Genomic DNA, 19,398 nt, shown 5'->3' with positions numbered 1-19,398 from the left:
TCCAAATGATAATAGTTATTATTTATGGCGGGGATGTTACAACTAAGTCAAATTAAGATCAATTAATTATGATAATCATTTTCATTTAGATTTAACTGGTTATAATAGCCGAAAAATAAAACCGGAGTGTGTAATGAAATACCTATTTATATTGTTTGCCTTAATAGCCCAACCTGTACTTGCACAAGAGCGTGTTATTAGTGCTGGCGGCACCCTTACAGAAATAATTTATGCGCTGGGCAAACAAAGTACCCTTGTAGCGGTTGATCAATCGAGCATGTACCCGCAACAAGCTACGCAATTACCGCAGGTGGGTTATTACCGCGATTTAGCGGCAGAAGGCGTACTTTCTATGCGCCCAACCACCTTATTAGCACTTGAAGGCGCAGGGCGAAGCCAAGCGCTTAAACAAATTGAGGCAACAGGGGTTAAGCTAATTCATTATAAAAAGCCTACTTCTGTTAATGAGCTACTTGCGCTAATTAAACGTTTAGGTGACGATTTAAACGCCAAGCAAAAAGCGCAATTACTTATTACGCACATTACAAACTCATTACCTGAAAAATCAAAAGCGCAAACACACAGTGCGCTATTTTTACTCTCAGCTAATGAGCGCGGGCTTGTTGCCGCAGGGCAAGAAACCGTCCCTAATTTATTATTTAGCTATGCGGGCATTACTAATATAGCCACTACGCATTCAGGCTTTAAAGCAATTAACAGTGAAGTACTTGCTGTAAATCAGCCCGACTTTTTAGTTGCGCCAAAGCATGTTGTGCAAAGCCTTGGTGGTAAACAAGCCTTTTGTAAGCAAGCCCCGCTACGCTTATTAAAAGCCGCGCAAAGCTGTAACTTACTTGTAATGGATAGCTTACTTTCGCTTGGTATGTCGCCGCGTATTGCCACAGCAATTAATGAACTTAACGAATATAAAACCCAATTATGAACACCCTAACATTGAGCCGCTTTACGCGCATAACGCTTAGCCCAACCCATAAATGGATGCTATTAGCCTCTGTGTATATTTTTGCTTTGGCGCTACTAAGCATAGGGTACGGCCCTGCAGGATGGGATTGGCGTTTGGCCATTGCTTGGCTTGCGCCCGAGTATTTTAATCAGTTTGATGCACTGCAAATTAATGTAGTAATGCAAATACGCTTACCACGTTTTGTACTTGCTGTATTAGTAGGGCTGATACTTGCCCAAACAGGGGCGGCAACTCAAGCACTGTGTCGTAATCCATTAGCCGACCCATCCATTATTGGCATTAGTGCAGGTGCGGCTATGGTTGCTGTGGCGTTTATAGCACTTAGCGCGCAGTTTAATTTTAACGCTCAGCTGTACTTACCTTATGCCTCGTTTTTAGGAGCGCTTGGTGTTACCTCGCTGGTATATTTTATTGCCAAGCAGCAAGGGCAAATTAATATCACCACACTTATATTGGTGGGGGTGGCTATTAACGCGTTAGCCTTTGCGATTATTGGGCTACTGAGCTTTTTTGCCGACGACAGTGCATTGCGATTAATAAATTACTGGACCATGGGATCATTAGGCGGGGCAAGCTGGAGCACGATTATTCAAGCGGCGCCGTTACTGCTTATTAGCCTTATTGGCCTTTGGCGATTAAAAGAACCAATGAACTTACTCCTGATTGGCGAGTCACAAGCTCAGTACCTAGGAGTAGACACTAATAAACTTAAATTATATGTAATTATACTCGTTGCATTAGGAGTAGGTGCGGTTGTAGCGCTTACCGGTTTAATAGGGTTTGTTGGCTTGGTAGTCCCGCATATTGCCCGCTTAATGGTGGGGCCACATTTACGTAATATGCTGCCGCTTTGTATGTTAATTGGCGTGGTGGTATTGCTACTTTCTGACTGGTTAGCACGCATTGTAATAATGCCTGCCGAGCTACCCATTGGCATTATTACTGCGCTTTTAGGTGCGCCATTGTTTATTTATTTAATCGTTAAAAATAAGCGAGGTTGGTCATGATCACGTTTAACAACCTAAGTGTTGGCTTTGATAATCATAACGTTTTAAACACCATTAGCGGCAGTGCCAAAGCAGGGCAGCTTGTCGCACTACTGGGTGAAAATGGCGCGGGTAAATCAACCTTACTGCATACCTTAGCAGGAATGCATTCCTTTACAGGCAGTGTACTTTTTAATACAAAACCTTTAGCCTCACACGCTAAAAAACGCCTTGCAACACAACGCGCAGTCATGATGCAAGCTAACCACGTAGGGTTTGACTTTACTGTATTTGAGCTTATTGCAATGGGCCGCTACCCGTATGTAGAGTCGTTAAAAATGCAAATCGAAAAAGTACATAAATACGCCGCGATTATGGATTTAAGCCATTACTTAACTCGCCGCGTAAGTGCGCTTTCGGGCGGAGAGCAACAACGAGTTCATATGGCGCGAACTTTAGCGCAGCTTAATGCCTTTACACAATCGGCAGAGCCAAAACTAATGCTGCTCGACGAGCCTACATCAGCACTTGATATGCGCCACCAACATGCACTGCTCAGCTGCGTTAAAACCTTTGTTGAGCAGGGCAACAGCGCCATTATTGCAATACACGATCTAAATTTAGCCAGCCTTTATGCAACCGATGCTATTTTATTGCACAACAAAAAAGTGCTGCAAAGTGGGCCTATAAACACCGTTTTAACTGAACAAAACTTACAACAAATGTACGCCATGAAACTGCACGTAAATCCTCATCCTTATAACGATGCACCCATGGTTTTTTCCCAACGTCAGGAGTTTTTATGAGAGAGCAAGCATTAAACGATGCACGCACCTTGGTATACAAAACCAATGCCGGTGTCATGTCGACTATTTCTAATAATTTACGTGGCTACCCGTTTGGCTCGGTAACCCCCTATATGTGCGACGAACAAGGCCGACTATACTTTTTTATTAGCGATATAGCCCAGCACACTAAAAACCTAAAGCACGACTCTCGTATGAGCCTTACTATTTTTGATGCCGCCGACTACGGCGACCAAAACGAGCACGGGCGAGTAACGCTTGTAGGTGATGGCTCTGTTGTGCCAAGTGAGCAAGCAAACACTTTACTTAATAACTATATTGCCTTATACCCCGAAGCCGCCAGCTATCGCAACGCGCACGACTTTCAATTGTGGCAATTAGACGTAATACGTGCGCGTTACATTGGTGGCTTTGGAAAAATATTTTGGCTTGAGCAAAACGAATGGCAAGACGAAGTAAAAAACTGGGACGAAAGCCAACAGCAAAGCATGATTAATCACATGAATGACGATCATCAAGACGCCATGTCGCTCATATTAATGCAGCACTATAACGTAGCCGATAACACCCCTATAATGAGCGGTTTATTACCCACAGGCTTTTATATACAAAGTCAAAAGCGTAACTACTTTATTAACTTTAAAACCCAGTGCAACAGCCCGTTAGAGGTTCGCAAAGCGCTGGTTACGTTAACCAATCAAGCACGAAGTAACTAAAATAAATACATGACGACATAGTTAACCTGAGCTCTGGTTAAGAGGTTTACTAACTATGTCGTTATTTTATAAGCAAGCTGTTTGCTCGCCTCGTTTGGCTAAAGCTTTAAAAGCCGCTTGTTGATGTTCTTTTTGTACATAACGGGGTGGCAAAGGGTTAACCTGCAACTGATACCCACTTTTATTAGCTTGCACACTTGTTACCGGCGATATCCAAACAACATTTAACTCTGGCGCTAAACGTTTAATAACACGCGCTATACCTTCGCCATTTTTTACATGAAAATCGCCCGCAATATGCATTACCTGCGTATTTTTATGTGCTGTTACATAGTTAACAATAGACTCAGCCATGGTTTCATCCCAGGTAACTTGTGCTGCAAAATAGTTTTCGTTTTGACTAGGCGTGCCGTGGTGCATTGACGCCATAAAACGTTGTTTATATTCACTGGGTGAAGTATCAATAGCGGCTGCAATGAAGCTCTGCTGTGTTTCATCAAGTTTATTTAGGTAACTTATGCCTTGCCTGCCAATACACGTAACAATATTTTTTGGCGCATTTGCAGCGATTACATCGCTATTGTTCGTTTTTGCCAGCTCTACCAGCGCACGGTAATCACTTTTATAATTAGGCCACGCTTGGGTGTTATCAATTAAGTACTGCTCACCAATTTCACCCTTTACGTACTGGTTTAAAATAGGCTGATCTGCGCGGCTAAATTGTTCAAGCGACAGGGCAGTGCGTTTATTACTTTTGCTTAATTGCTCAAATAATTCAGCCTGAAATAAATGCACACCCGGGTGCGTATGCCATTCACCTACTAAAACCACATCGGCATTTAATAGCGTGGGCTCTAATAATACAGAGCTAACAGGCTTTGTTTGTGCATTGTAAAGTGCTGAGTAATAAAGCGATGAGCTTTTATCAGGCAGCACAGTGGTTGTACTACAACCACTCAAACCCATAACTAACGCCAGAGTTAACATAGACTTTTTCATACTCACCTTTCAAAACCTGTTAATACAAATAATAATCAATATCATATATTTATAATACGTATTAAGCCAGCCAAAAACAGTACAAAATAAATAAGCAATGAAGATTAAATAACGGGTTGTAGAGTGCAACTAATAGGCAGTTAAGGGCGTTCTAGCGTCATTCAGGGGGGCGTTAGCTTAGTCATAAGAAGAGGACACTTTCCTCATTTTTACAAGTTTATATTAGTTACAGAAAGCATAATATTTATAACTGGCAATCACTTACACTATTTGCTATTAATGTAAGCTCACAAAATAAGGACGTTTTCACGCTAAAATAGGGAAAGTGTCCTCTGATAAAGTTGTTTAGTTTATAAGGAATTAGCATGAAGTTTTCACTTGTTGACGGTTTTAGAGCAGAACCATTCAAAGGCGGCACTGGTATTTGCTTTTGCTGTGGAAGTGAAACAATTGCAAAGTGTGGTAATTTCAAAGTTCATCACTGGGCACATAAGTCTAAAGTAAACTGCGACCCTTGGTGGGAAAATGAAGGTGAATGGCACAGGAAATGGAAAAATTATTTTCCTGTGGAATCACAAGAAATTATTTTTAATCAACAGATCACCAATGAAAAACATATTGCAGATGTTTTTATTAATCAAACTGTTATTGAAATACAAAGTTATTCTATAAAAGAAGATGAAGCTCGTTTAAGAGAAGCATTTTATAACAATATGATCTGGATAGTAGATGGTTGTAAGAATGAATTTGATAGAGTGAATTTTGGTTTGAGTGTTTATTCACCACATACTGAAGATCCAGCTTTACGAATGCTGAGGTGGCATGGTCGAAGTAAAATATTTGCTAAATGGTGTAAATCACCTAAGCCTGTATATATCGACTTCGGAACTGATTTAGTCTGGCATTTACTCCAATTCGATCCTAAGAGTAAAAAGGGTTTAGTTAAAGCTATTCCTAAAGAAACTCTTGTAAACGGGCTAGGTGGTAAATACACCTAACAACACGCCCTGAGGTGGACAGCAAGCGCTAAAGCTCACTTTCCACCGCAAATTTTAACAGCGGGACCACAACTAAACTAGACCAACTAAACTAGACAGCCACTCCAATTAAAAAATAAAACTGAGCCATAAAATCTACTTTTTAGGTTAATTATTTACCTTTCCTACTCGGTTATTTTAATTTCATCCATTTAGTAAAAAACTAAACTAGACAGCCACTCTAATTAAAAAAATAAAACTGTGCCATAAAATCTACTTTTTAGTTAATTATTTACCTTTCCTACTCGGTTATTTTAATTTCATCCATTTAGTAAGTCATTAGCACCCTTAAACCTAAATTACACGCATGGGAATAACTGCATAATTACAGTTTTAATTTCTTACTAAGAGGTTTAAGTCTTATGCGAGTAGCTTTTCGCAATTACTGATATTTGCCCGCCGCTTTCGCTTTAAGTTTTCACAATAACCTTCTTGTGAGGCTGGCCTGCCCACTGCGCCATGAAATACGCGCGTAAATTGGGTTGTAAGCTTTAACCAGTTTTCTGGGGAGATATTCACTCTGTCTAGTAAAGGCAAGTGTGTACTTTCAATATACCCTCGCTTATCTTCACGTATACAACGTCCTGTTAATTCAACAAGTTCAAGGTACGCTTTAAGCTCAAACGGGAGTCCTTTTGGCATTATTTGGCGTGGCATGCCTGCAAAGCGAAGTAGTTTTTTTGGTTGTTTGCCATCCTTTGCATTTGTTAAACGTTCTTGGACACTGGTATGGTCTGACTCTTCTGGGGTGTTAGCCATTTTAGCTCTAATAGGATTTAAATCTACATACGCCATACAGGCGGCAAGTGCGGCTTCATCTAATAATGCTTGAGACGTAAAGCGCCCCTCCCAGAATCGTCCTGTGCAGCTATCTTCTTTATTCGCTCTGCGCGCAATGTTTTCATTTAATAACCGCATAAACCAGCTGATGCTTGATAAGCGCTCTCGGTATTGTTTTACTGTTTGATTAAAAAAGATAAGTTCAGCTTTACTTAGCTTTTCACCCTGTATGTACTTTTGCGTCAGTACGGTGCCTTTACAGAGTTTATGCCAACGAATAATAATCGCTTTATCATTCAGCCTATTTGCTTTTTTATCATCAACATACAATACTAAATGGGTATGGTTACTCATTACTGCGTAAGCGCATACATCAATACAAAATACCGTTGCTAATTCAAGTAGCTTATCTTTAACCCAACCTCGTCGATGTTCGTAAGACTTACCAGTAAAGTGGTCTTCACCACACAGAAAGGCACGACGAACACACCGTGAAATACAGTGATAATATTTTGTATCAACCAAACTTACCTGACGTTTTCTTGCAATAGCCATAAAACACCTGCTCACTTTTTAGACTAATTGAAATTTAGTAATTAACCTTAGAAAGTGCAAATTTAGGATGGATGTCTAGTTTATTGATCCTTGCAATAGCCATAAAACACCTGCTCACTTTTTAGACTAATTGAAATTTAGTAATTAACCTTAGAAAGTGCAAATTTAGGATGGATGTCTAGTTTATTGATCAAATCTAACAGCTCAAGTTAATACTTTCCTAAATTATTACTGCACTTTAACGCCCTACATTTTACAACAAAGCTTTTTAAACATTAGAGCGCGTTGATTCTATAAACCCTTTTACATAATCAAGCTGTAAGTCGTCATCGCGCACGCCTACATTCACGCTTTTTTGCAGCCCTTTATTACCTATGCGGATGCCTTTTATGCCTAAACGGCTTTCGTGCGACGACACTAGCCACTCTGGTAATGCTGCCACACCACGGTTCGCAGACACTAATTGCAGCATCATTTCGGTGGTTTCTATGGGTACTCTGCGTTTAGGTTGCACGTTAGCGGGGTCTAAAAATCGGGTGTATACATCTAAGCGGTTGTAGCCTACGGGCACGGTGTAAAGTACTTGGTTTTCTAGATCTTGCGCTGTAACAAACGCCTTATTGTAAAGCGGGTTTTGCTCGCTCACTACAATACATAAATTGTAGTTAAACACCGACCTAAAGTTTAAACCTGCGGTATTTACGGGATCGGGTGTTATTAACACATCTATTTCGTTAGCTTTTAGCGCTGCTATACCATCAAATCTAAAGGCACTTTTTATTTCTACGTCTACCTCTGGCCATGCTTTTAAAAATTGCTGAATTTTACCCATTAACCATTGCTCACACGGGTGGCACTCCATTCCTATGCGCATTATTCCTCGGCGGCCTTGGGCAAACTCTTGCAATACTCGCTCTGCATATTCAAACTCTGCGACCATTTTGTCTGCAAGCGAAAGTAAATAAAGCCCCGCCTGAGAATACACAAGCGTATTGCCTTTACGGTGCCACAGTTTTACCCCAAATCGGCGCTCTAATTTAGCAATAGTATGGCTCACAGCCGACTGGCTTAAGTTTAAACTTTCGGCCGCGGCGGTCACGCTTTTAAGGCGATTAACCTCTTTAATGATGTGTAGATGATTACGTTCAAGCATTATGATTTAAATTCATTCCAAAATCAGTTTTTACCATTAGTGTTCATAATGGTGTTTTGGTAATATTATCACATTACATAAATAAATCTACGCGCTTTGCTATTTGTGCTATGTATACTCAACAGCAAAACGCCTAGCATTTAACGCATTACCGGGAGACACAACACATGATCAACGACTCTATCTATACTTTTATATTAATAGGTATAGGGGGCACCATAGTGCTAGATATTTACGCGGGGTTACTCGCTAAGTTTTTTGATTTACCAGCGACAAATTGGCGATTAGTCGGGCGCTGGGTAGGCCACATGAAGTCGGGGCAATTTTATCAGCCTGCACTACCTAAGGCTGAAAAAATACCTGGCGAGCTTGCCATTGGTTGGGTTGTACATTACCTAATAGGCATAGCGTATGGCTTAATATTAATGGTGTGTGTAAACACCCAATGGCTTGATTTGCCAACCATACTACCCACTTTACTTGTGGCGTGGTTTGGCATAGTTGCCCCCTTTTTTATTATGATGCCGGGCATGGGAGCGGGTATAGCTGGTGCAAAAACACCTAACCCAACAGTTACCCGCATCAAAAGCTTTGTAGCCCACACCATATTTGGCTTAGGTATGTTTTTAACCGCACTTGTATTAGTCTAAGCTAGAGCTAGTGAGAGTCATATGAACATTTTAAATTTAAGCACCTACTCTACGCATATTAAAATAGTGGGCTTAATAGCTATTGTTATTTCAATAACCGCGTGGAGCACAGATTTATTAGGCATTGTTTATGTGTGCCCCTATTGTAGAGTGCAGCGCTCAGTGATTGGCCTTTTAGGTTTATTATTAGTAACGCCCGCAGTTACACACTGGATAGGCAAATATTTTGCTTTAGTGGTTGGTTTTTTTGGCGCAACAGTTGCCGCTAATCAGCATTTTATGGGATGGAAAAAAATATCAGCAGGCACCTTTGAATTTAAAGATAACCTGTTAGTTGATCCGTTTATTTTATCGGCCTTTGCGCTAACAGGTATTATTGGACTCACTTATTTAGCAGTAACAGCCGCTAAGTTACCTGCTAAAATAGTTTAAAATTAAATACCGAAACTAAAACAAACAAGGCGCACTTTTTATTAAAAGTGCGCCTTGTTTTTTGATTAATGTATTTAACTTACTCGAAATCTGTTTATTACCACCTATCTAAAAATAACTCGCAGGCTTCTAAAAGTTTTTCGCGTGCAATACCATCTCTCGATTGAATAGAAAGGCCATTAATAAAGGTATCTAAAATTAGCATAAATTGCTCTACGGGCATTTCTTGTTGCCACTCTTGCTGGGCTGTTCCGCGCTCTATGCATTTTACGAGCGCTTTACGAATGTCGTTACGTACCGACAGTGCCATTTGCTCAACTTCTTTGTTTTCGTCGCCACAGTTTAAGCCAGATAAAACAATCATGCAGCCCGAGGGTTGCTTAGTTGAGGTTTGCATATGAATGGTTTTAAACACCATATTTTTAATCGCTGCTTTTGCTGGAACTGACTCGTTTTCTAGCTCCGAAAAGGTCTCTCCACAGGTACTGGTATAAAGTGCTAAACATTCACTGTATAGCGCTTGCTTTGAGCCAAATGCTGCGTAAAAACTCGCAGATGAAATATTGCCTAACACTTTGCGTAGCTCAGCTAAAGAAGTGGATTCATAGCCTTTTTGCCAAAATAAATCCATTGCACTTTTTATTGCATCTTCACGGTTAAACTGGCGTGGGCGTCCGGTTCGGGCCATATAAATTACCTCAAATAAGTAAATTTAAAATAAGTGTATTGTTAGTTAAAACACTCCAGCCCGAAATACAAAGTATTGTCGGGCATTAAGTTGATCATATCATAAGTTTTAAATACTGTTGCTGTGCTAAGCACCTAAGCGAGTAAAGTACTGCTCTACATCTAGTGCAGCTTTACACCCAGTACCGGCAGATGTTATTGCCTGTCTATAATGGTTATCGCTTACATCCCCTGCGGCAAATACGCCCGGAATATTCGTTAATGTTTCACCATTTTCAAACCCAGAATACACATTAATGTAGCCATCGCTCATATCAAGTTGGTCTTTAAAAATGCGCGTATTAGGCTGATGCCCAATGGCAATAAACACCCCATTAACGCTCAGTGTTTCTCTATCCTGCTCCGGTAATGTTGATTTAATAGTAATTCCCGTAACGCCATTATCGTCACCCACTATTTCATCAACCTGGTTATTCCATTTAATGGTCACTTTACCTTGCGCGACTTTATCAAATAGACGTTGTTGCAAAACCTTTTCAGCACTGAGTGAATCACGACGATGAATAAGCGTAACGTGCGACGCAATATTAGCTAAATATAAAGCCTCTTCAACAGCCGTGTTACCACCGCCAACCACAGCTACGCTTTGGTTTTTATAAAAAAAACCATCGCAAGTTGCACAAGCCGATACACCCTTACCTTTAAACTCGGTCTCGCTTTGTAGGCCAAGGTACTTTGCTGATGCACCCGTAGAAATAATTAACGCATCAGCAGTGTAAGTTTGCTGGCCTTTAAGCACAAACGGCCTTTGCTGCAAATCAACATGTGTGATGTAGTCATGCACTATTTCGGTATCAAAATTTTCAGCATGTTGTTTAAACTGCATCATCAGCTCAGGCCCTTGAATACCCGTTGGGTATCCTGGCCAATTTTCAACATCAGTCGTTGTTGTGAGTTGCCCACCTACTTCAAGGCCGGTAATTAATAATGGTTCAAGGTTTGCTCTTGCTGCATAAATAGCAGCGGTATAACCAGCAGGCCCTGAACCAAGAATTATCAACTTTCGATGTGTACTCATTTACCACCTCTTTGGCGTACTAATCTTTTAAAATTAGCGCTTGTAGCTCTGGCGCAGGAATCATACCTACAGAGCGATTTATTTCTTTACCGTTTTGAAATACAACAACAGTAGGAATACTTCTTACCGCTAATTTGGCAGCAACTGATGGAAAATCATCAATATTAAGCTCACCCATAATTAGGTTTTCATCGGCTAGGTTGTCGGCAACTTGATCGTAAATAGGCGACATCATTTGGCACGGAGCACACCACTCAGCCCATAATCTTACAACTAGTTTGGCGTCTTTTTTGTTTAACGATTCGAAGTTTTCATCATTTAATTTAATTACTTGGTTAGTCATTTTTAGCTCCTAGTTAAAAGTAAAAATCGACCCACAGTGACACACCTATATTTCGCCTAACAGGGTATTTATATATGCAAACTACGCATAATAAATATCAGAGTTATAAACGTGTTTTAAAGAGATGCTATTTAAAATAAGAGGAACAAACTCTTAAAAATATCAACTTTAAACACGTTACCCAGAACACTTGTGGATCGATTGATCCGAAATTTACACGTAAGAACGGATGGTGTCAACAACTTATAGAACACTCAATCCACAAATAAGAAAAATAAACACACAAAAGATCACACCAAGCAATTAATTGAAAGCTGTTTTATTTTTTATTTTTAAATTAAAACAATAACTTACAAAGTGAAAGCAACACAGATCGGAAGTGGAATTTAAAATAATTAATTTATATTTTTTGAGAAAAGAGCAGGAAAGGTGGTCAATATACAATTGGGAGCTGCAAAATAAATGAGTTAACTACTAATTTTAATAACCGCTAACATATCGTCTTCGTCCTCATCGAGGCCAATTTCTTCAAACCCAAAACTTGAATAAAAGTCTTTAGCTATTGGGTTTTGCGGGTTATAACAAATTTCAATTTGTTCAAGCTTAGAAGTTGTTTTAATCTCTTCAATTGCCATGAATAGTGCTTTGCGCCCAATGCCTTTATTTTGATAATACCAACTCCATTAAGTATGTGTTCTAAATTTTACGCCGAAAAAACAATTCAGTTCTAGGCGTAAATTGATGTAAATGGTTGTTCCCTTTACGAAATTTAAAACAAAGAAATGGGTTGTTTTAGCAAGTAAAATAGATCAGCTATTTATTGGAGTTGGTATAAGTTTGATCAACCATAAAGCGCCAAATAGAAACCTTTGTAGGGGTTTCTTGTACCCACATAAAAAAACCTACTGGCAGAGCATTTAGGTAAATAGCTTTACAGATATACCCGCTATTGTAGTGCGCCTCAACTAACGACCACATATTACACGCTACGTATTCTTGTTGTGTTTTAGTAACCTCTAAATCGCATATGGCTTCGTAATTATTTGCGGTGATGTCTTCCAATGACAGTTTCATGTTTTTCCTTAAAAATAAATTATTTATATAACTAACCTGAACTTACCAGTATCTGTACCTATAAACAACATATGGCTTTATTCAATAAAAGGATGGCAGCTTAAACCTTAGATCGTTTTATAGGATAAAGCCTTGCCAATCTATAAGTTAAACGCCCTTAATTATTATCTTTTTAGGATACTACCACTATGTTATATTATAACAATTGATGTATTTAGCTCTATTTTAAATAAGGGTTAGCTTATGAAAACGTTTAAAAAAGGGCTGAGTGTTGCCCTGCTATTAGGGTTGGGCTTTAGTGCTCATGCCCAAGCTCATGATCAAAAACATGTGCATGGGGAAGGTGAGTTACTTATTGCTCAAGAGGGCAATGTGCTGCAAATGCAGTTTATTATTCCGGCTGCCGATGCGCTGGGGTTTGAACACCAAGCTGCTAACCCATCTGATAAAAATGCTATTGATGTACTTGCTCAGCAATTAAAAAATAGTAGCCACGCTATTGATATAGAAGGGCAGTGTATTTTACAAAGCACCGAAAACTCACTTGCTCACAGCCATGATGAACACACAGACTTTCATAGCCACGATCACCACAATATTGAAGCCACCTACAACTTTAACTGCAAAACACCGGTTATGGGTTTTTCAGTCACACTGTTTAACTTAATGCCTTCGCTGAATGCGCTTAACGTGCCATGGATTAGTAATACGGGGCAAGGCTCAACAGAGGTGACGCGCAATAATCCTGTAATAAGCTGGCAAAGCTAATATTTAGCCGCCAATGCGTATTACTCTCACATAACCTGCTAATTAAAAGAGCTTATAAGCATGAAAAGCCAACTTATAGAAATGTCAGTGTAGTAAATCAAGGTATAACAAAAACCTTAGATGTACGTATTACTCACCAATTTTTTAAGCGTCTTTACGATGGCAAAACGGTCTCTAAACCTAGCAAACCTGCCATGCCTCTTGTTTTTAATCGTTAACCGGAATATTTAAATTTATGAATGCTAAAAGCCACTTGCCCGATATTACTTCGCAGCCTAATTCTCTCAATGCCCGCCCGTTACAATGGGTCGGTATGGAAGGGGTTTCGCTGCCGTTACATATTTTAAATAACAAAGGTGAGCAAATGCATACTCACGCCAAGGCTGTTATATTTGTTAGCCTTAATAAAGCAAACGCAAAAGGTATACATATGTCGCGTTTGTATTTATTGCTTAATGAACAACTGGCTAATAAGCCACTAAATGGCCAGATTTTAACAACACTACTTGAAAACATACTGAGCTCCCAGCAAGGCTTAAGCTTAAGTGCCAAAGTAGATTTAGCCTTTGAGCTTGTAATAAACAAGCCGGCGCTTTTATCAAATCAATCTGGGTTTCAGGCTTACCCGGTGGCTATTAGCAAAACCATTACAGATGGCGTTATTAATACCCAGCTTAGCCTAACAATTCCTTATTCTAGCACTTGCCCGTGCTCGGCTGCGCTTTCAAGGCAAGCGTTAAGTGACGCTGTAGCGGAGCAGTTTACAGAGCAGCAGCTTGATAAAAACGCTTTATTAGAATGGCTAACATCGCAGCAAGGCAGTGTAGCAACGCCGCATAGCCAACGTTCGTATGCGTATATAAACATGAGCTTACAAGGTGAACAACTCCCCGATTTACCCACTCTTATTAAGCAAATGGAAGAGGCTATAGGCACGCCAGTACAAACCGCTGTAAAACGAGAAGACGAGCAAGCCTTTGCTAAACTTAACGCCGAAAACCTGCTGTTTTGTGAAGATGCTGCCCGCAGGCTAAAGCACGCCCTTGAACAAAAAACAGATATTTACGACTACAGCTTTAAAGTTGAACACCAAGAAAGCTTACACGCGCACAACGCCGTAGTGTACGACCAAAAATTTCCACAATAGGACATTAATTAACAGCGAACATTTAACAATAAGGCATTGTATACTTGACGAAGAATCTTAATGAGTCGCAAGTAATAGCAACAAAAAAAATAATCCAAAGGACATAAAAATGAATGCGTTTAGTTTATTAACTATTACCTGTATAGCCACGCTAAGTATTGGCTGTACATCAACTATTCCCACAAAAGTAGCGGATAGCTCACCAAGTAGTGAGGTTGTTACTCCCTTGCAAAGTGTATCGCAGCCATTAAAAGTGGCAACATGGAACGTAGAGCATCTTGCTTATCCAATCGATACAGGTTGTAGAACACGAACGCCAAGCGAAATAGCAGCAATGAAGGCGTATGCAAAAAACTTAGACGCCGATATTATTGCACTACAAGAAGTGGGATCTAAAGCGGCGTTACAGCAAATATTTTCTGAAGACGACTGGCAACTTATTATGTCTACCCGAGCAGACAGCAAAGCCTATACGTGCCGACAGACGGGTGCTTTATCAACCCAACAAAAAGTAGCCTTTGCAGTAAAAAAAGCAATGCCTGTACTCAATACTGCTGCCATAGATCAATTAGCCTTAAAAAGAGCAGGGCTACGCTATGGCTTACAAATAACGGTTAATACTCCAAACGGCCCAACCGATATACTTAACGTACACATGAAAAGCGGCTGCTTTGTAGATGACTACCTTAAAAGCGACTCACCAGCGTGTAAAACCTACGCCCAACAAGCACCTATTCTTGATAGCTGGATAGCAAAACGAGAAACTACAAATACGCCATACATTGTACTGGGTGATTTTAACCACCGTATTTCTGCACCTTATAACCGATTAACGCGCACTTTATTAAGCAATGAGCGCTCAACGAGCATTACTACTAGCCATTTAATTGGTTGCCAAGCACGCTACCCAGCGCCTATCGATCATATAATTGTGGGTAAAATGGATGCTAAAAGTATCGCAAAATCAGCCCAAGTCCATAAATATAAAAATATGGATGATAAAGCCATGCTAAGCGACCATTGTGCGGTATCGGTTTCAATTACAGATAACGCAAATGCGCTATCAGCCTCGGTTTTATGGCAAACAACTAGTAAAGAGTATCAGGCATTAACAACTTATATGTATCAGCAAGCTCAAACTGCGGTTACGAAATTACCACGCTCTGCAACTAACTGGGTTGCTGTGATGGATGTAGATGAAACCGTACTCGATAACTCTGCCTATCAAAAACAAACCGAACTTAGCGGTAAAGGTTATACACCACAAACATGGCAAGCATGGGTAAAAAGCGAAAACGCAACACTAGTACCTGGCGCTAAATCGTTTATAGAAGCACTCTACAAACAAGGCGGCAAAGTAGCACTGGTTACCAACCGTGATAAAGCAAACGATGTACACACATGGAATAACCTTAAAGCAGTTGGCTTACCTGTAACGGTTGAAAATACCTGTTTAATGGGCCGCTCTGAGGCCGATAAAACAGCTGTAGATGGCAAACACTTTATTAACGATAAAGACCTTCGCCGCCAACAAATAACACAAGGTACAGCCGATTGTTATACACCAAAGGGCATGCAAAATAACTGGCAACAACCGCAGGTTATAAAATTTCAGGTGGGAGATAACATAGAAGACTTTAGCAGCATCAGGCAAGAATCGGCCAATATAGAAGCGCTGCAACCAAAACTTGGTAAGTCTTTATTTTTACTACCAAACCCTATGTATGGATCGTGGTAAACACGACTAAAAAAGGAATATAACATGACAGATAAATCACCTGCACCAACTGGTTCTAGCTGTACTAATACAAGCTGTTGCCCAGCACCACAAAGCCCTGTAACACGAGAAGCACCTAAAGTAGGAAGAAATGATCCGTGTGTATGCGGTAACGGACGTAAATATAAAAAGTGCTGTGGTAAAAACGAATAAATTGCAGCAAAGCACTTTAAATATACAAAAAAGGCTAACGTAACGTTAGCCTTTTGTATTTAATCTAAGGGTTGGTTATATCAACTGGCCGCCACGCTTATTTTTTGTTCAAGCGTGAAGGGCTTTGCATTTAAAATGCCGTTAATTTGAATGACGATTTCACTATTGCCTGCTTTATTTGCCACATATTTTAAACGATGAATACCGCGTGTACTGGCAAGTTGCACAGAAGCAGTCCCGGTTAATTTAATATTTTTAGGTGCAACAAATTTTACGCTTACCTCGCTATAACGTTTGGGCAATAAGTAGCTAAAGCTTGCAGTGCTGGGATCGCCCACTTTTACCTGTGCTTGTTTAGCGTGTTCAAACGAGAAGTTTTGTAAAATAGGGGGCTGAAAATATTGCCGAGCAAAGGGATGAAACTGATTTAAACCCACTCCCGCGTGAAACTCACATGCACCAGCGCCCAAAGAACTCAAAAAAGCTAAACCGCACAAACTACGTTTTATATTTTTCACTTTAATCCTCGTACGGTAATACATTGTCTAACTTAAGCTGGTAAGCCGATGTGCCCAGTTCGTTTTCAACGGTGTTTATAGTCAGTGTGCCTTCAAACCAAAATGCGTCATACAGGCTTTTAAGATCAACACCTTGCTCAAATTTAACGTAAATTATTTGATTAGGCGGAGGAGCTGGCATATGCAAACACGCCCCAAAATAAGGCACTACAAAAAATTCGGTAATGCGCTGACTTTCTTCTGATTCAAGCGGTACTATAAAGCCAGGTATACGCAGCTTTTTATTGTTGTAACTTTCAATCACTCGTACTGAGCTTAATGCTTGCTGATAGCGCTTGTCTTGCTCGTTTTCAAACGGTTTAGCGTCTAGGCTATTTAATGTGTCTTGCTCTGAGCCATCTTCAATATCATATAAATACTCTGGCGGATTAAGCAATGCGTCTAAATCATCTTTAGGCATTAACTGAATCCACTCTATTTCTTCGTAACTTGTACTTTGAGCCTGTGACTCACAAGTAAATACTAAACTGGCCAAGGCTATAACAAACCAAGCAACCATTTTAGTTACATTTTTTGACATATTTTCATCTCAATTAGCTTAAGGCTTTATAAAAAACGTTATAACATATCAACACTTATCAAACCATAGGAGTCTCATCTTTGCCTAATACAACCTCTTCGGCCTCAACTCCCTTTGCCATACATATTAATCAACTTAACTATAAGTACCACAAAACCGATAAAACCTCGTTTTACATTCCTAAATGGCAAGTAAAGCAGGGAGAGCAGATATTTTTACACGGCGAATCTGGCTCAGGTAAAACCACATTACTTAATTTATTAGCAGGGGTACTCACACCGCAAAGTGGCGATATAACCTTGCTTGAGCAAGCATTTTCGACGCTTTCATCAAAAAAGCGCGATAAATTTAGAGCGCAGAACATTGGTGTGGTGTTTCAGCAATTTAATTTAATACCGTATTTAAGTGTTTTAAAAAACATTCAACTTGCTAACTACTTTGCAAAAACGGGCAATACGCAAATAGAGCAAGACACTAAAGCACTGCTTTTAGCGCTTAAACTACCGACTACTATTTTGCACAAAGCAGCAAATACATTAAGTGTTGGCCAGCAGCAGCGTGTGGCTATTGCCCGCGCTTTAATAAATAAGCCTAAACTGTTATTAGTTGACGAACCCACCTCGGCATTAGACGCCGCATCGCGCGATGCATTTATGACCCTATTAATTGATTTATGTAAGCAGCACTGCATAACGCTTGTATTTGTAAGTCACGATATGCACTTACAACAATTTTTTGAGCGCAGCGTAAATGTAACTTCACTTTTAAAAGAGGAGGGCAGTAAATGCTAGTATCGTTAGCGTGGAGCAGCTTAACCAGTAGGCGTAAATCGGTCATACTTACTTTTTTATCATTACTAATAAGTATAAGCGTACTGTTAAGCGTTGAACATATTCGCCAGCAAGCCAAAGAGAGTTTTAACAGAACCATTTCAGATGTAGATATGATAGTAGGCGCCCCCAGTGGGCAATTAAACCTGTTGCTTTATTCGGTATTTAGAATGGGCAGCCCGACCAGCAATATTGGTTATAAAAGCTATGAAACCTTAAAAGGCAGCTCATTAGTAAAATGGGCAATTCCCATTTCGCTAGGCGACTCGCACCGTGGCTTTAGAGTAATGGGCACCAATAACAGCTACTTTGAACACTTTAAATACGGCACTAAACAACCACTTACTTTTAAAAGTGGCCAGTCATTTAGCGCATTATTTGAAGCCGTAATAGGGGCCGATGTAGCTAAAAAACTCAATTATAAAATTGGCGACAGCGTAGTCATTGCCCATGGAATTGGTAACACAAGCTTTACCCATCACGACAACACACCCTTTATTATAAAAGGCATACTCAACCCCACAGGCACGCCGGTTGATAAAACCATACATGTAAGCTTAAACGCTATTGAGGCCATACATTTATCACCGGTAAAACAAGCTCAATTACTTAACAATGTAGACTCGGTAAACACCACGCCCGAGAGCATTACCGCAGTAATGCTAGGTTTAAAGTCTAAGTTTTCAACCTTTAAATTACAGCGCGATATAAACAACTATAAAGCCGATAGATTAATGGCGGTGTTACCCGGCGTTGCTATGAGCGAACTTTGGCAAATGATGGCAACAGTTGAAAACTTATTACGCGTTATTGGTATTTTGGTGTTGGTATCGTCGTTATTTTGCTTATCAACCATGTTACTTGCCTCTATGGCGCAGCGTAAAAACGAAATTGCGGTGCTACGTGTACTGGGCGCAGGGCCAAGTGTTATTTTTAGCTTAGTACTGGTAGAAGCGTTAATTTTAGTAATACTGGCAAGCATAGCAGCGGCAGCTTTGCTGAGTTTAACCTTATGGCTTTTAGGTGATTGGCTAGGCGCTACCTATGGCTTATTTTTAAATGCAAACATGCTTAACCTAGAAACGCTAAAAGTGATTGCAGTTATTACTGTCGCCGCTACTATTACCTCAGCCATCCCCGCGTATGAGGCTTATAAAAACGCGCTGCACAGTTCGCTCGGCTCTAAAAGTTAACGCATTTATAAATTTAACCATGTAGTAAACAAAAAGGTCGCGGTATGAACACTGCGACCTTAGTTTTCTCATCCCCTAATTTGTTACTCTGTTGTTATCATTAAATGCTAGTGTTACTATTATTGAAACGGACTTAAAGAATAGCAAATGG

At 40.0% G+C, this 19,398-nt stretch carries 21 protein-coding genes and 2 pseudogenes; 13 read left to right on the top strand and 10 right to left on the bottom strand.

Features of this window, described 5'->3' with window-relative positions; all coding sequences use genetic code 11:
• Positions 1 to 133 precede the first annotated feature (133 nt).
• Genes PX700_RS05475 through PX700_RS05460 form a run of 4 tightly spaced genes read left to right on the top strand, consistent with a single transcriptional unit; the run spans position 134 to position 3,493 of the window.
• Positions 134 to 943, top strand: a complete 810-nt coding sequence (locus tag PX700_RS05475) for a heme/hemin ABC transporter substrate-binding protein (protein WP_479520098.1) — start codon at positions 134 to 136, stop codon at positions 941 to 943.
• The gene (locus PX700_RS05470) at positions 940 to 1,992 is read left to right on the top strand and encodes a FecCD family ABC transporter permease (protein ID WP_197139442.1); all 1,053 of its coding nucleotides are present in this window, start codon (positions 940 to 942) and stop codon (positions 1,990 to 1,992) included. Before PX700_RS05475 ends, PX700_RS05470 begins: the two co-directional genes overlap by 4 nt.
• On the top strand, positions 1,989 to 2,777 hold the full coding sequence (locus PX700_RS05465) for a heme ABC transporter ATP-binding protein (protein ID WP_479520097.1): 789 nt from the start codon (positions 1,989 to 1,991) through the stop codon (positions 2,775 to 2,777). The genes PX700_RS05470 and PX700_RS05465 overlap by 4 nt, the downstream gene beginning before the upstream one ends.
• The gene (locus PX700_RS05460) at positions 2,774 to 3,493 is read left to right on the top strand and encodes a HugZ family pyridoxamine 5'-phosphate oxidase (protein WP_479520096.1); all 720 of its coding nucleotides are present in this window, start codon (positions 2,774 to 2,776) and stop codon (positions 3,491 to 3,493) included. The genes PX700_RS05465 and PX700_RS05460 overlap by 4 nt, the downstream gene beginning before the upstream one ends.
• A 66-nt stretch (positions 3,494 to 3,559) precedes the next feature.
• Here PX700_RS05460 and PX700_RS05455 read toward each other — a convergent pair whose 3' ends face one another.
• Positions 3,560 to 4,492 carry a ChaN family lipoprotein gene (locus PX700_RS05455; RefSeq protein WP_479520095.1) on the bottom strand — a complete coding sequence of 311 codons (933 nt, stop codon included), beginning with the start codon at positions 4,490 to 4,492 and terminating at the stop codon, positions 3,560 to 3,562.
• A gap of 365 nt (positions 4,493 to 4,857) precedes the next feature.
• On the opposite strand from PX700_RS05455, the gene PX700_RS05450 reads away from it, so the two are divergent.
• Complete coding sequence (locus PX700_RS05450; RefSeq protein ID WP_479520094.1) at positions 4,858 to 5,490, top strand: competence protein CoiA; 633 nt, start codon at positions 4,858 to 4,860, stop codon at positions 5,488 to 5,490.
• A 399-nt stretch (positions 5,491 to 5,889) separates the two neighbouring features.
• Here the strand turns inward: PX700_RS05450 and PX700_RS05445 are convergent, their stop codons facing one another.
• Both PX700_RS05445 and PX700_RS05440 read right to left on the bottom strand, forming a co-directional pair.
• Positions 5,890 to 6,864, bottom strand: a complete 975-nt coding sequence (locus PX700_RS05445) for a transposase (RefSeq protein ID WP_479520093.1) — start codon at positions 6,862 to 6,864, stop codon at positions 5,890 to 5,892.
• 268 nt (positions 6,865 to 7,132) lie between these two features.
• Positions 7,133 to 8,017, bottom strand: coding sequence for a LysR family transcriptional regulator (locus PX700_RS05440; protein WP_479520092.1), 885 nt, complete (start codon positions 8,015 to 8,017; stop codon positions 7,133 to 7,135).
• Positions 8,018 to 8,184: 167 nt separating this feature from the next.
• Between PX700_RS05440 and PX700_RS05435 the strand changes: the two genes are divergently transcribed.
• A complete protein-coding gene (locus PX700_RS05435; RefSeq protein ID WP_479520091.1) occupies positions 8,185 to 8,667 on the top strand; it encodes a DUF2938 domain-containing protein in 483 nt (160 codons plus the stop codon).
• Positions 8,668 to 8,688: 21 nt separating this feature from the next.
• Entirely contained in the window at positions 8,689 to 9,099 is a 411-nt protein-coding gene (locus PX700_RS05430; RefSeq protein WP_479520090.1) for a hypothetical protein, read from the top strand.
• Between the two features lie 97 nt (positions 9,100 to 9,196).
• Here the strand turns inward: PX700_RS05430 and PX700_RS05425 are convergent, their stop codons facing one another.
• From PX700_RS05425 to PX700_RS05405, 5 genes and pseudogenes are all read right to left on the bottom strand, one after another.
• A complete protein-coding gene (locus tag PX700_RS05425; RefSeq protein ID WP_054982011.1) occupies positions 9,197 to 9,787 on the bottom strand; it encodes a TetR/AcrR family transcriptional regulator in 591 nt (196 codons plus the stop codon).
• A 126-nt stretch (positions 9,788 to 9,913) separates the two neighbouring features.
• Positions 9,914 to 10,864, bottom strand: coding sequence for a thioredoxin-disulfide reductase (trxB, locus tag PX700_RS05420; RefSeq protein ID WP_415636920.1), 951 nt, complete (start codon positions 10,862 to 10,864; stop codon positions 9,914 to 9,916).
• Between the two features lie 19 nt (positions 10,865 to 10,883).
• Complete coding sequence (locus PX700_RS05415; RefSeq protein WP_415636921.1) at positions 10,884 to 11,207, bottom strand: thioredoxin family protein; 324 nt, start codon at positions 11,205 to 11,207, stop codon at positions 10,884 to 10,886.
• Positions 11,208 to 11,674: 467 nt separating this feature from the next.
• A pseudogene (locus tag PX700_RS05410) lies at positions 11,675 to 11,866 on the bottom strand (N-acetyltransferase); the annotation flags it as partial.
• Between the two features lie 166 nt (positions 11,867 to 12,032).
• Positions 12,033 to 12,281: pseudogene (locus PX700_RS05405) on the bottom strand (GNAT family N-acetyltransferase); the annotation flags it as partial.
• Positions 12,282 to 12,524: 243 nt separating this feature from the next.
• On the opposite strand from PX700_RS05405, the gene PX700_RS05400 reads away from it, so the two are divergent.
• The 4 genes from PX700_RS05400 (at position 12,525) to PX700_RS05385 (ending at position 16,126) form a co-directional block, all read left to right on the top strand.
• On the top strand, positions 12,525 to 13,049 hold the full coding sequence (locus PX700_RS05400) for a ZrgA family zinc uptake protein (RefSeq protein WP_479520089.1): 525 nt from the start codon (positions 12,525 to 12,527) through the stop codon (positions 13,047 to 13,049).
• Positions 13,050 to 13,284: 235 nt separating this feature from the next.
• Positions 13,285 to 14,196: a GTP cyclohydrolase FolE2 gene (folE2, locus tag PX700_RS05395; RefSeq protein ID WP_479520088.1), complete on the top strand. Its 912-nt coding sequence runs from the start codon at positions 13,285 to 13,287 to the stop codon at positions 14,194 to 14,196.
• Positions 14,197 to 14,305: 109 nt separating this feature from the next.
• Positions 14,306 to 15,934, top strand: a complete 1,629-nt coding sequence (locus PX700_RS05390; protein ID WP_479520087.1) for an HAD family acid phosphatase — start codon at positions 14,306 to 14,308, stop codon at positions 15,932 to 15,934.
• 24 nt (positions 15,935 to 15,958) lie between these two features.
• Entirely contained in the window at positions 15,959 to 16,126 is a 168-nt protein-coding gene (locus PX700_RS05385) for an SEC-C metal-binding domain-containing protein (RefSeq protein WP_479520086.1), read from the top strand.
• Between the two features lie 80 nt (positions 16,127 to 16,206).
• Here PX700_RS05385 and PX700_RS05380 read toward each other — a convergent pair whose 3' ends face one another.
• Positions 16,207 to 16,644 carry a hypothetical protein gene (locus tag PX700_RS05380; protein ID WP_479520085.1) on the bottom strand — a complete coding sequence of 146 codons (438 nt, stop codon included), beginning with the start codon at positions 16,642 to 16,644 and terminating at the stop codon, positions 16,207 to 16,209.
• A gap of 1 nt (position 16,645) precedes the next feature.
• Entirely contained in the window at positions 16,646 to 17,224 is a 579-nt protein-coding gene (locus PX700_RS05375; RefSeq protein ID WP_479520084.1) for a DUF3299 domain-containing protein, read from the bottom strand.
• An 80-nt stretch (positions 17,225 to 17,304) separates the two neighbouring features.
• On the opposite strand from PX700_RS05375, the gene PX700_RS05370 reads away from it, so the two are divergent.
• On the top strand, positions 17,305 to 18,015 hold the full coding sequence (locus PX700_RS05370; protein ID WP_479520083.1) for an ABC transporter ATP-binding protein: 711 nt from the start codon (positions 17,305 to 17,307) through the stop codon (positions 18,013 to 18,015).
• Complete coding sequence (locus PX700_RS05365; RefSeq protein WP_479520082.1) at positions 18,009 to 19,247, top strand: ABC transporter permease; 1,239 nt, start codon at positions 18,009 to 18,011, stop codon at positions 19,245 to 19,247. The genes PX700_RS05370 and PX700_RS05365 overlap by 7 nt, the downstream gene beginning before the upstream one ends.
• Positions 19,248 to 19,398: the final 151 nt, after the last annotated feature.

Source organism: Pseudoalteromonas sp. TP27 (assembly GCF_056470645.1).
The sequence above is the reverse complement of the archived record's forward strand: the minus strand, read 5'-3'. Positions and strand labels throughout refer to the sequence as shown.

Bases quoted from the DNA above. Each gene is read 5' to 3' on its own strand.
- PX700_RS05475 (WP_479520098.1), top strand. From the start codon at position 134: ATGAAATACCTATTTATATTGTTTGCCTTAATAGCCCAACCTGTACTT.
- PX700_RS05470 (WP_197139442.1), top strand. From the start codon at position 940: ATGAACACCCTAACATTGAGCCGCTTTACGCGCATAACGCTTAGCCCA.
- PX700_RS05465 (WP_479520097.1), top strand. From the start codon at position 1,989: ATGATCACGTTTAACAACCTAAGTGTTGGCTTTGATAATCATAACGTT.
- PX700_RS05460 (WP_479520096.1), top strand. From the start codon at position 2,774: ATGAGAGAGCAAGCATTAAACGATGCACGCACCTTGGTATACAAAACC.
- PX700_RS05455 (WP_479520095.1), bottom strand. From the start codon at position 4,492: ATGAAAAAGTCTATGTTAACTCTGGCGTTAGTTATGGGTTTGAGTGGT.
- PX700_RS05450 (WP_479520094.1), top strand. From the start codon at position 4,858: ATGAAGTTTTCACTTGTTGACGGTTTTAGAGCAGAACCATTCAAAGGC.
- PX700_RS05445 (WP_479520093.1), bottom strand. From the start codon at position 6,864: ATGGCTATTGCAAGAAAACGTCAGGTAAGTTTGGTTGATACAAAATAT.
- PX700_RS05440 (WP_479520092.1), bottom strand. From the start codon at position 8,017: ATGCTTGAACGTAATCATCTACACATCATTAAAGAGGTTAATCGCCTT.
- PX700_RS05435 (WP_479520091.1), top strand. From the start codon at position 8,185: ATGATCAACGACTCTATCTATACTTTTATATTAATAGGTATAGGGGGC.
- PX700_RS05430 (WP_479520090.1), top strand. From the start codon at position 8,689: ATGAACATTTTAAATTTAAGCACCTACTCTACGCATATTAAAATAGTG.
- PX700_RS05425 (WP_054982011.1), bottom strand. From the start codon at position 9,787: ATGGCCCGAACCGGACGCCCACGCCAGTTTAACCGTGAAGATGCAATA.
- trxB (WP_415636920.1), bottom strand. From the start codon at position 10,864: ATGAGTACACATCGAAAGTTGATAATTCTTGGTTCAGGGCCTGCTGGT.
- PX700_RS05415 (WP_415636921.1), bottom strand. From the start codon at position 11,207: ATGACTAACCAAGTAATTAAATTAAATGATGAAAACTTCGAATCGTTA.
- PX700_RS05400 (WP_479520089.1), top strand. From the start codon at position 12,525: ATGAAAACGTTTAAAAAAGGGCTGAGTGTTGCCCTGCTATTAGGGTTG.
- folE2 (WP_479520088.1), top strand. From the start codon at position 13,285: ATGAATGCTAAAAGCCACTTGCCCGATATTACTTCGCAGCCTAATTCT.
- PX700_RS05390 (WP_479520087.1), top strand. From the start codon at position 14,306: ATGAATGCGTTTAGTTTATTAACTATTACCTGTATAGCCACGCTAAGT.
- PX700_RS05385 (WP_479520086.1), top strand. From the start codon at position 15,959: ATGACAGATAAATCACCTGCACCAACTGGTTCTAGCTGTACTAATACA.
- PX700_RS05375 (WP_479520084.1), bottom strand. From the start codon at position 17,224: ATGTCAAAAAATGTAACTAAAATGGTTGCTTGGTTTGTTATAGCCTTG.
- PX700_RS05365 (WP_479520082.1), top strand. From the start codon at position 18,009: ATGCTAGTATCGTTAGCGTGGAGCAGCTTAACCAGTAGGCGTAAATCG.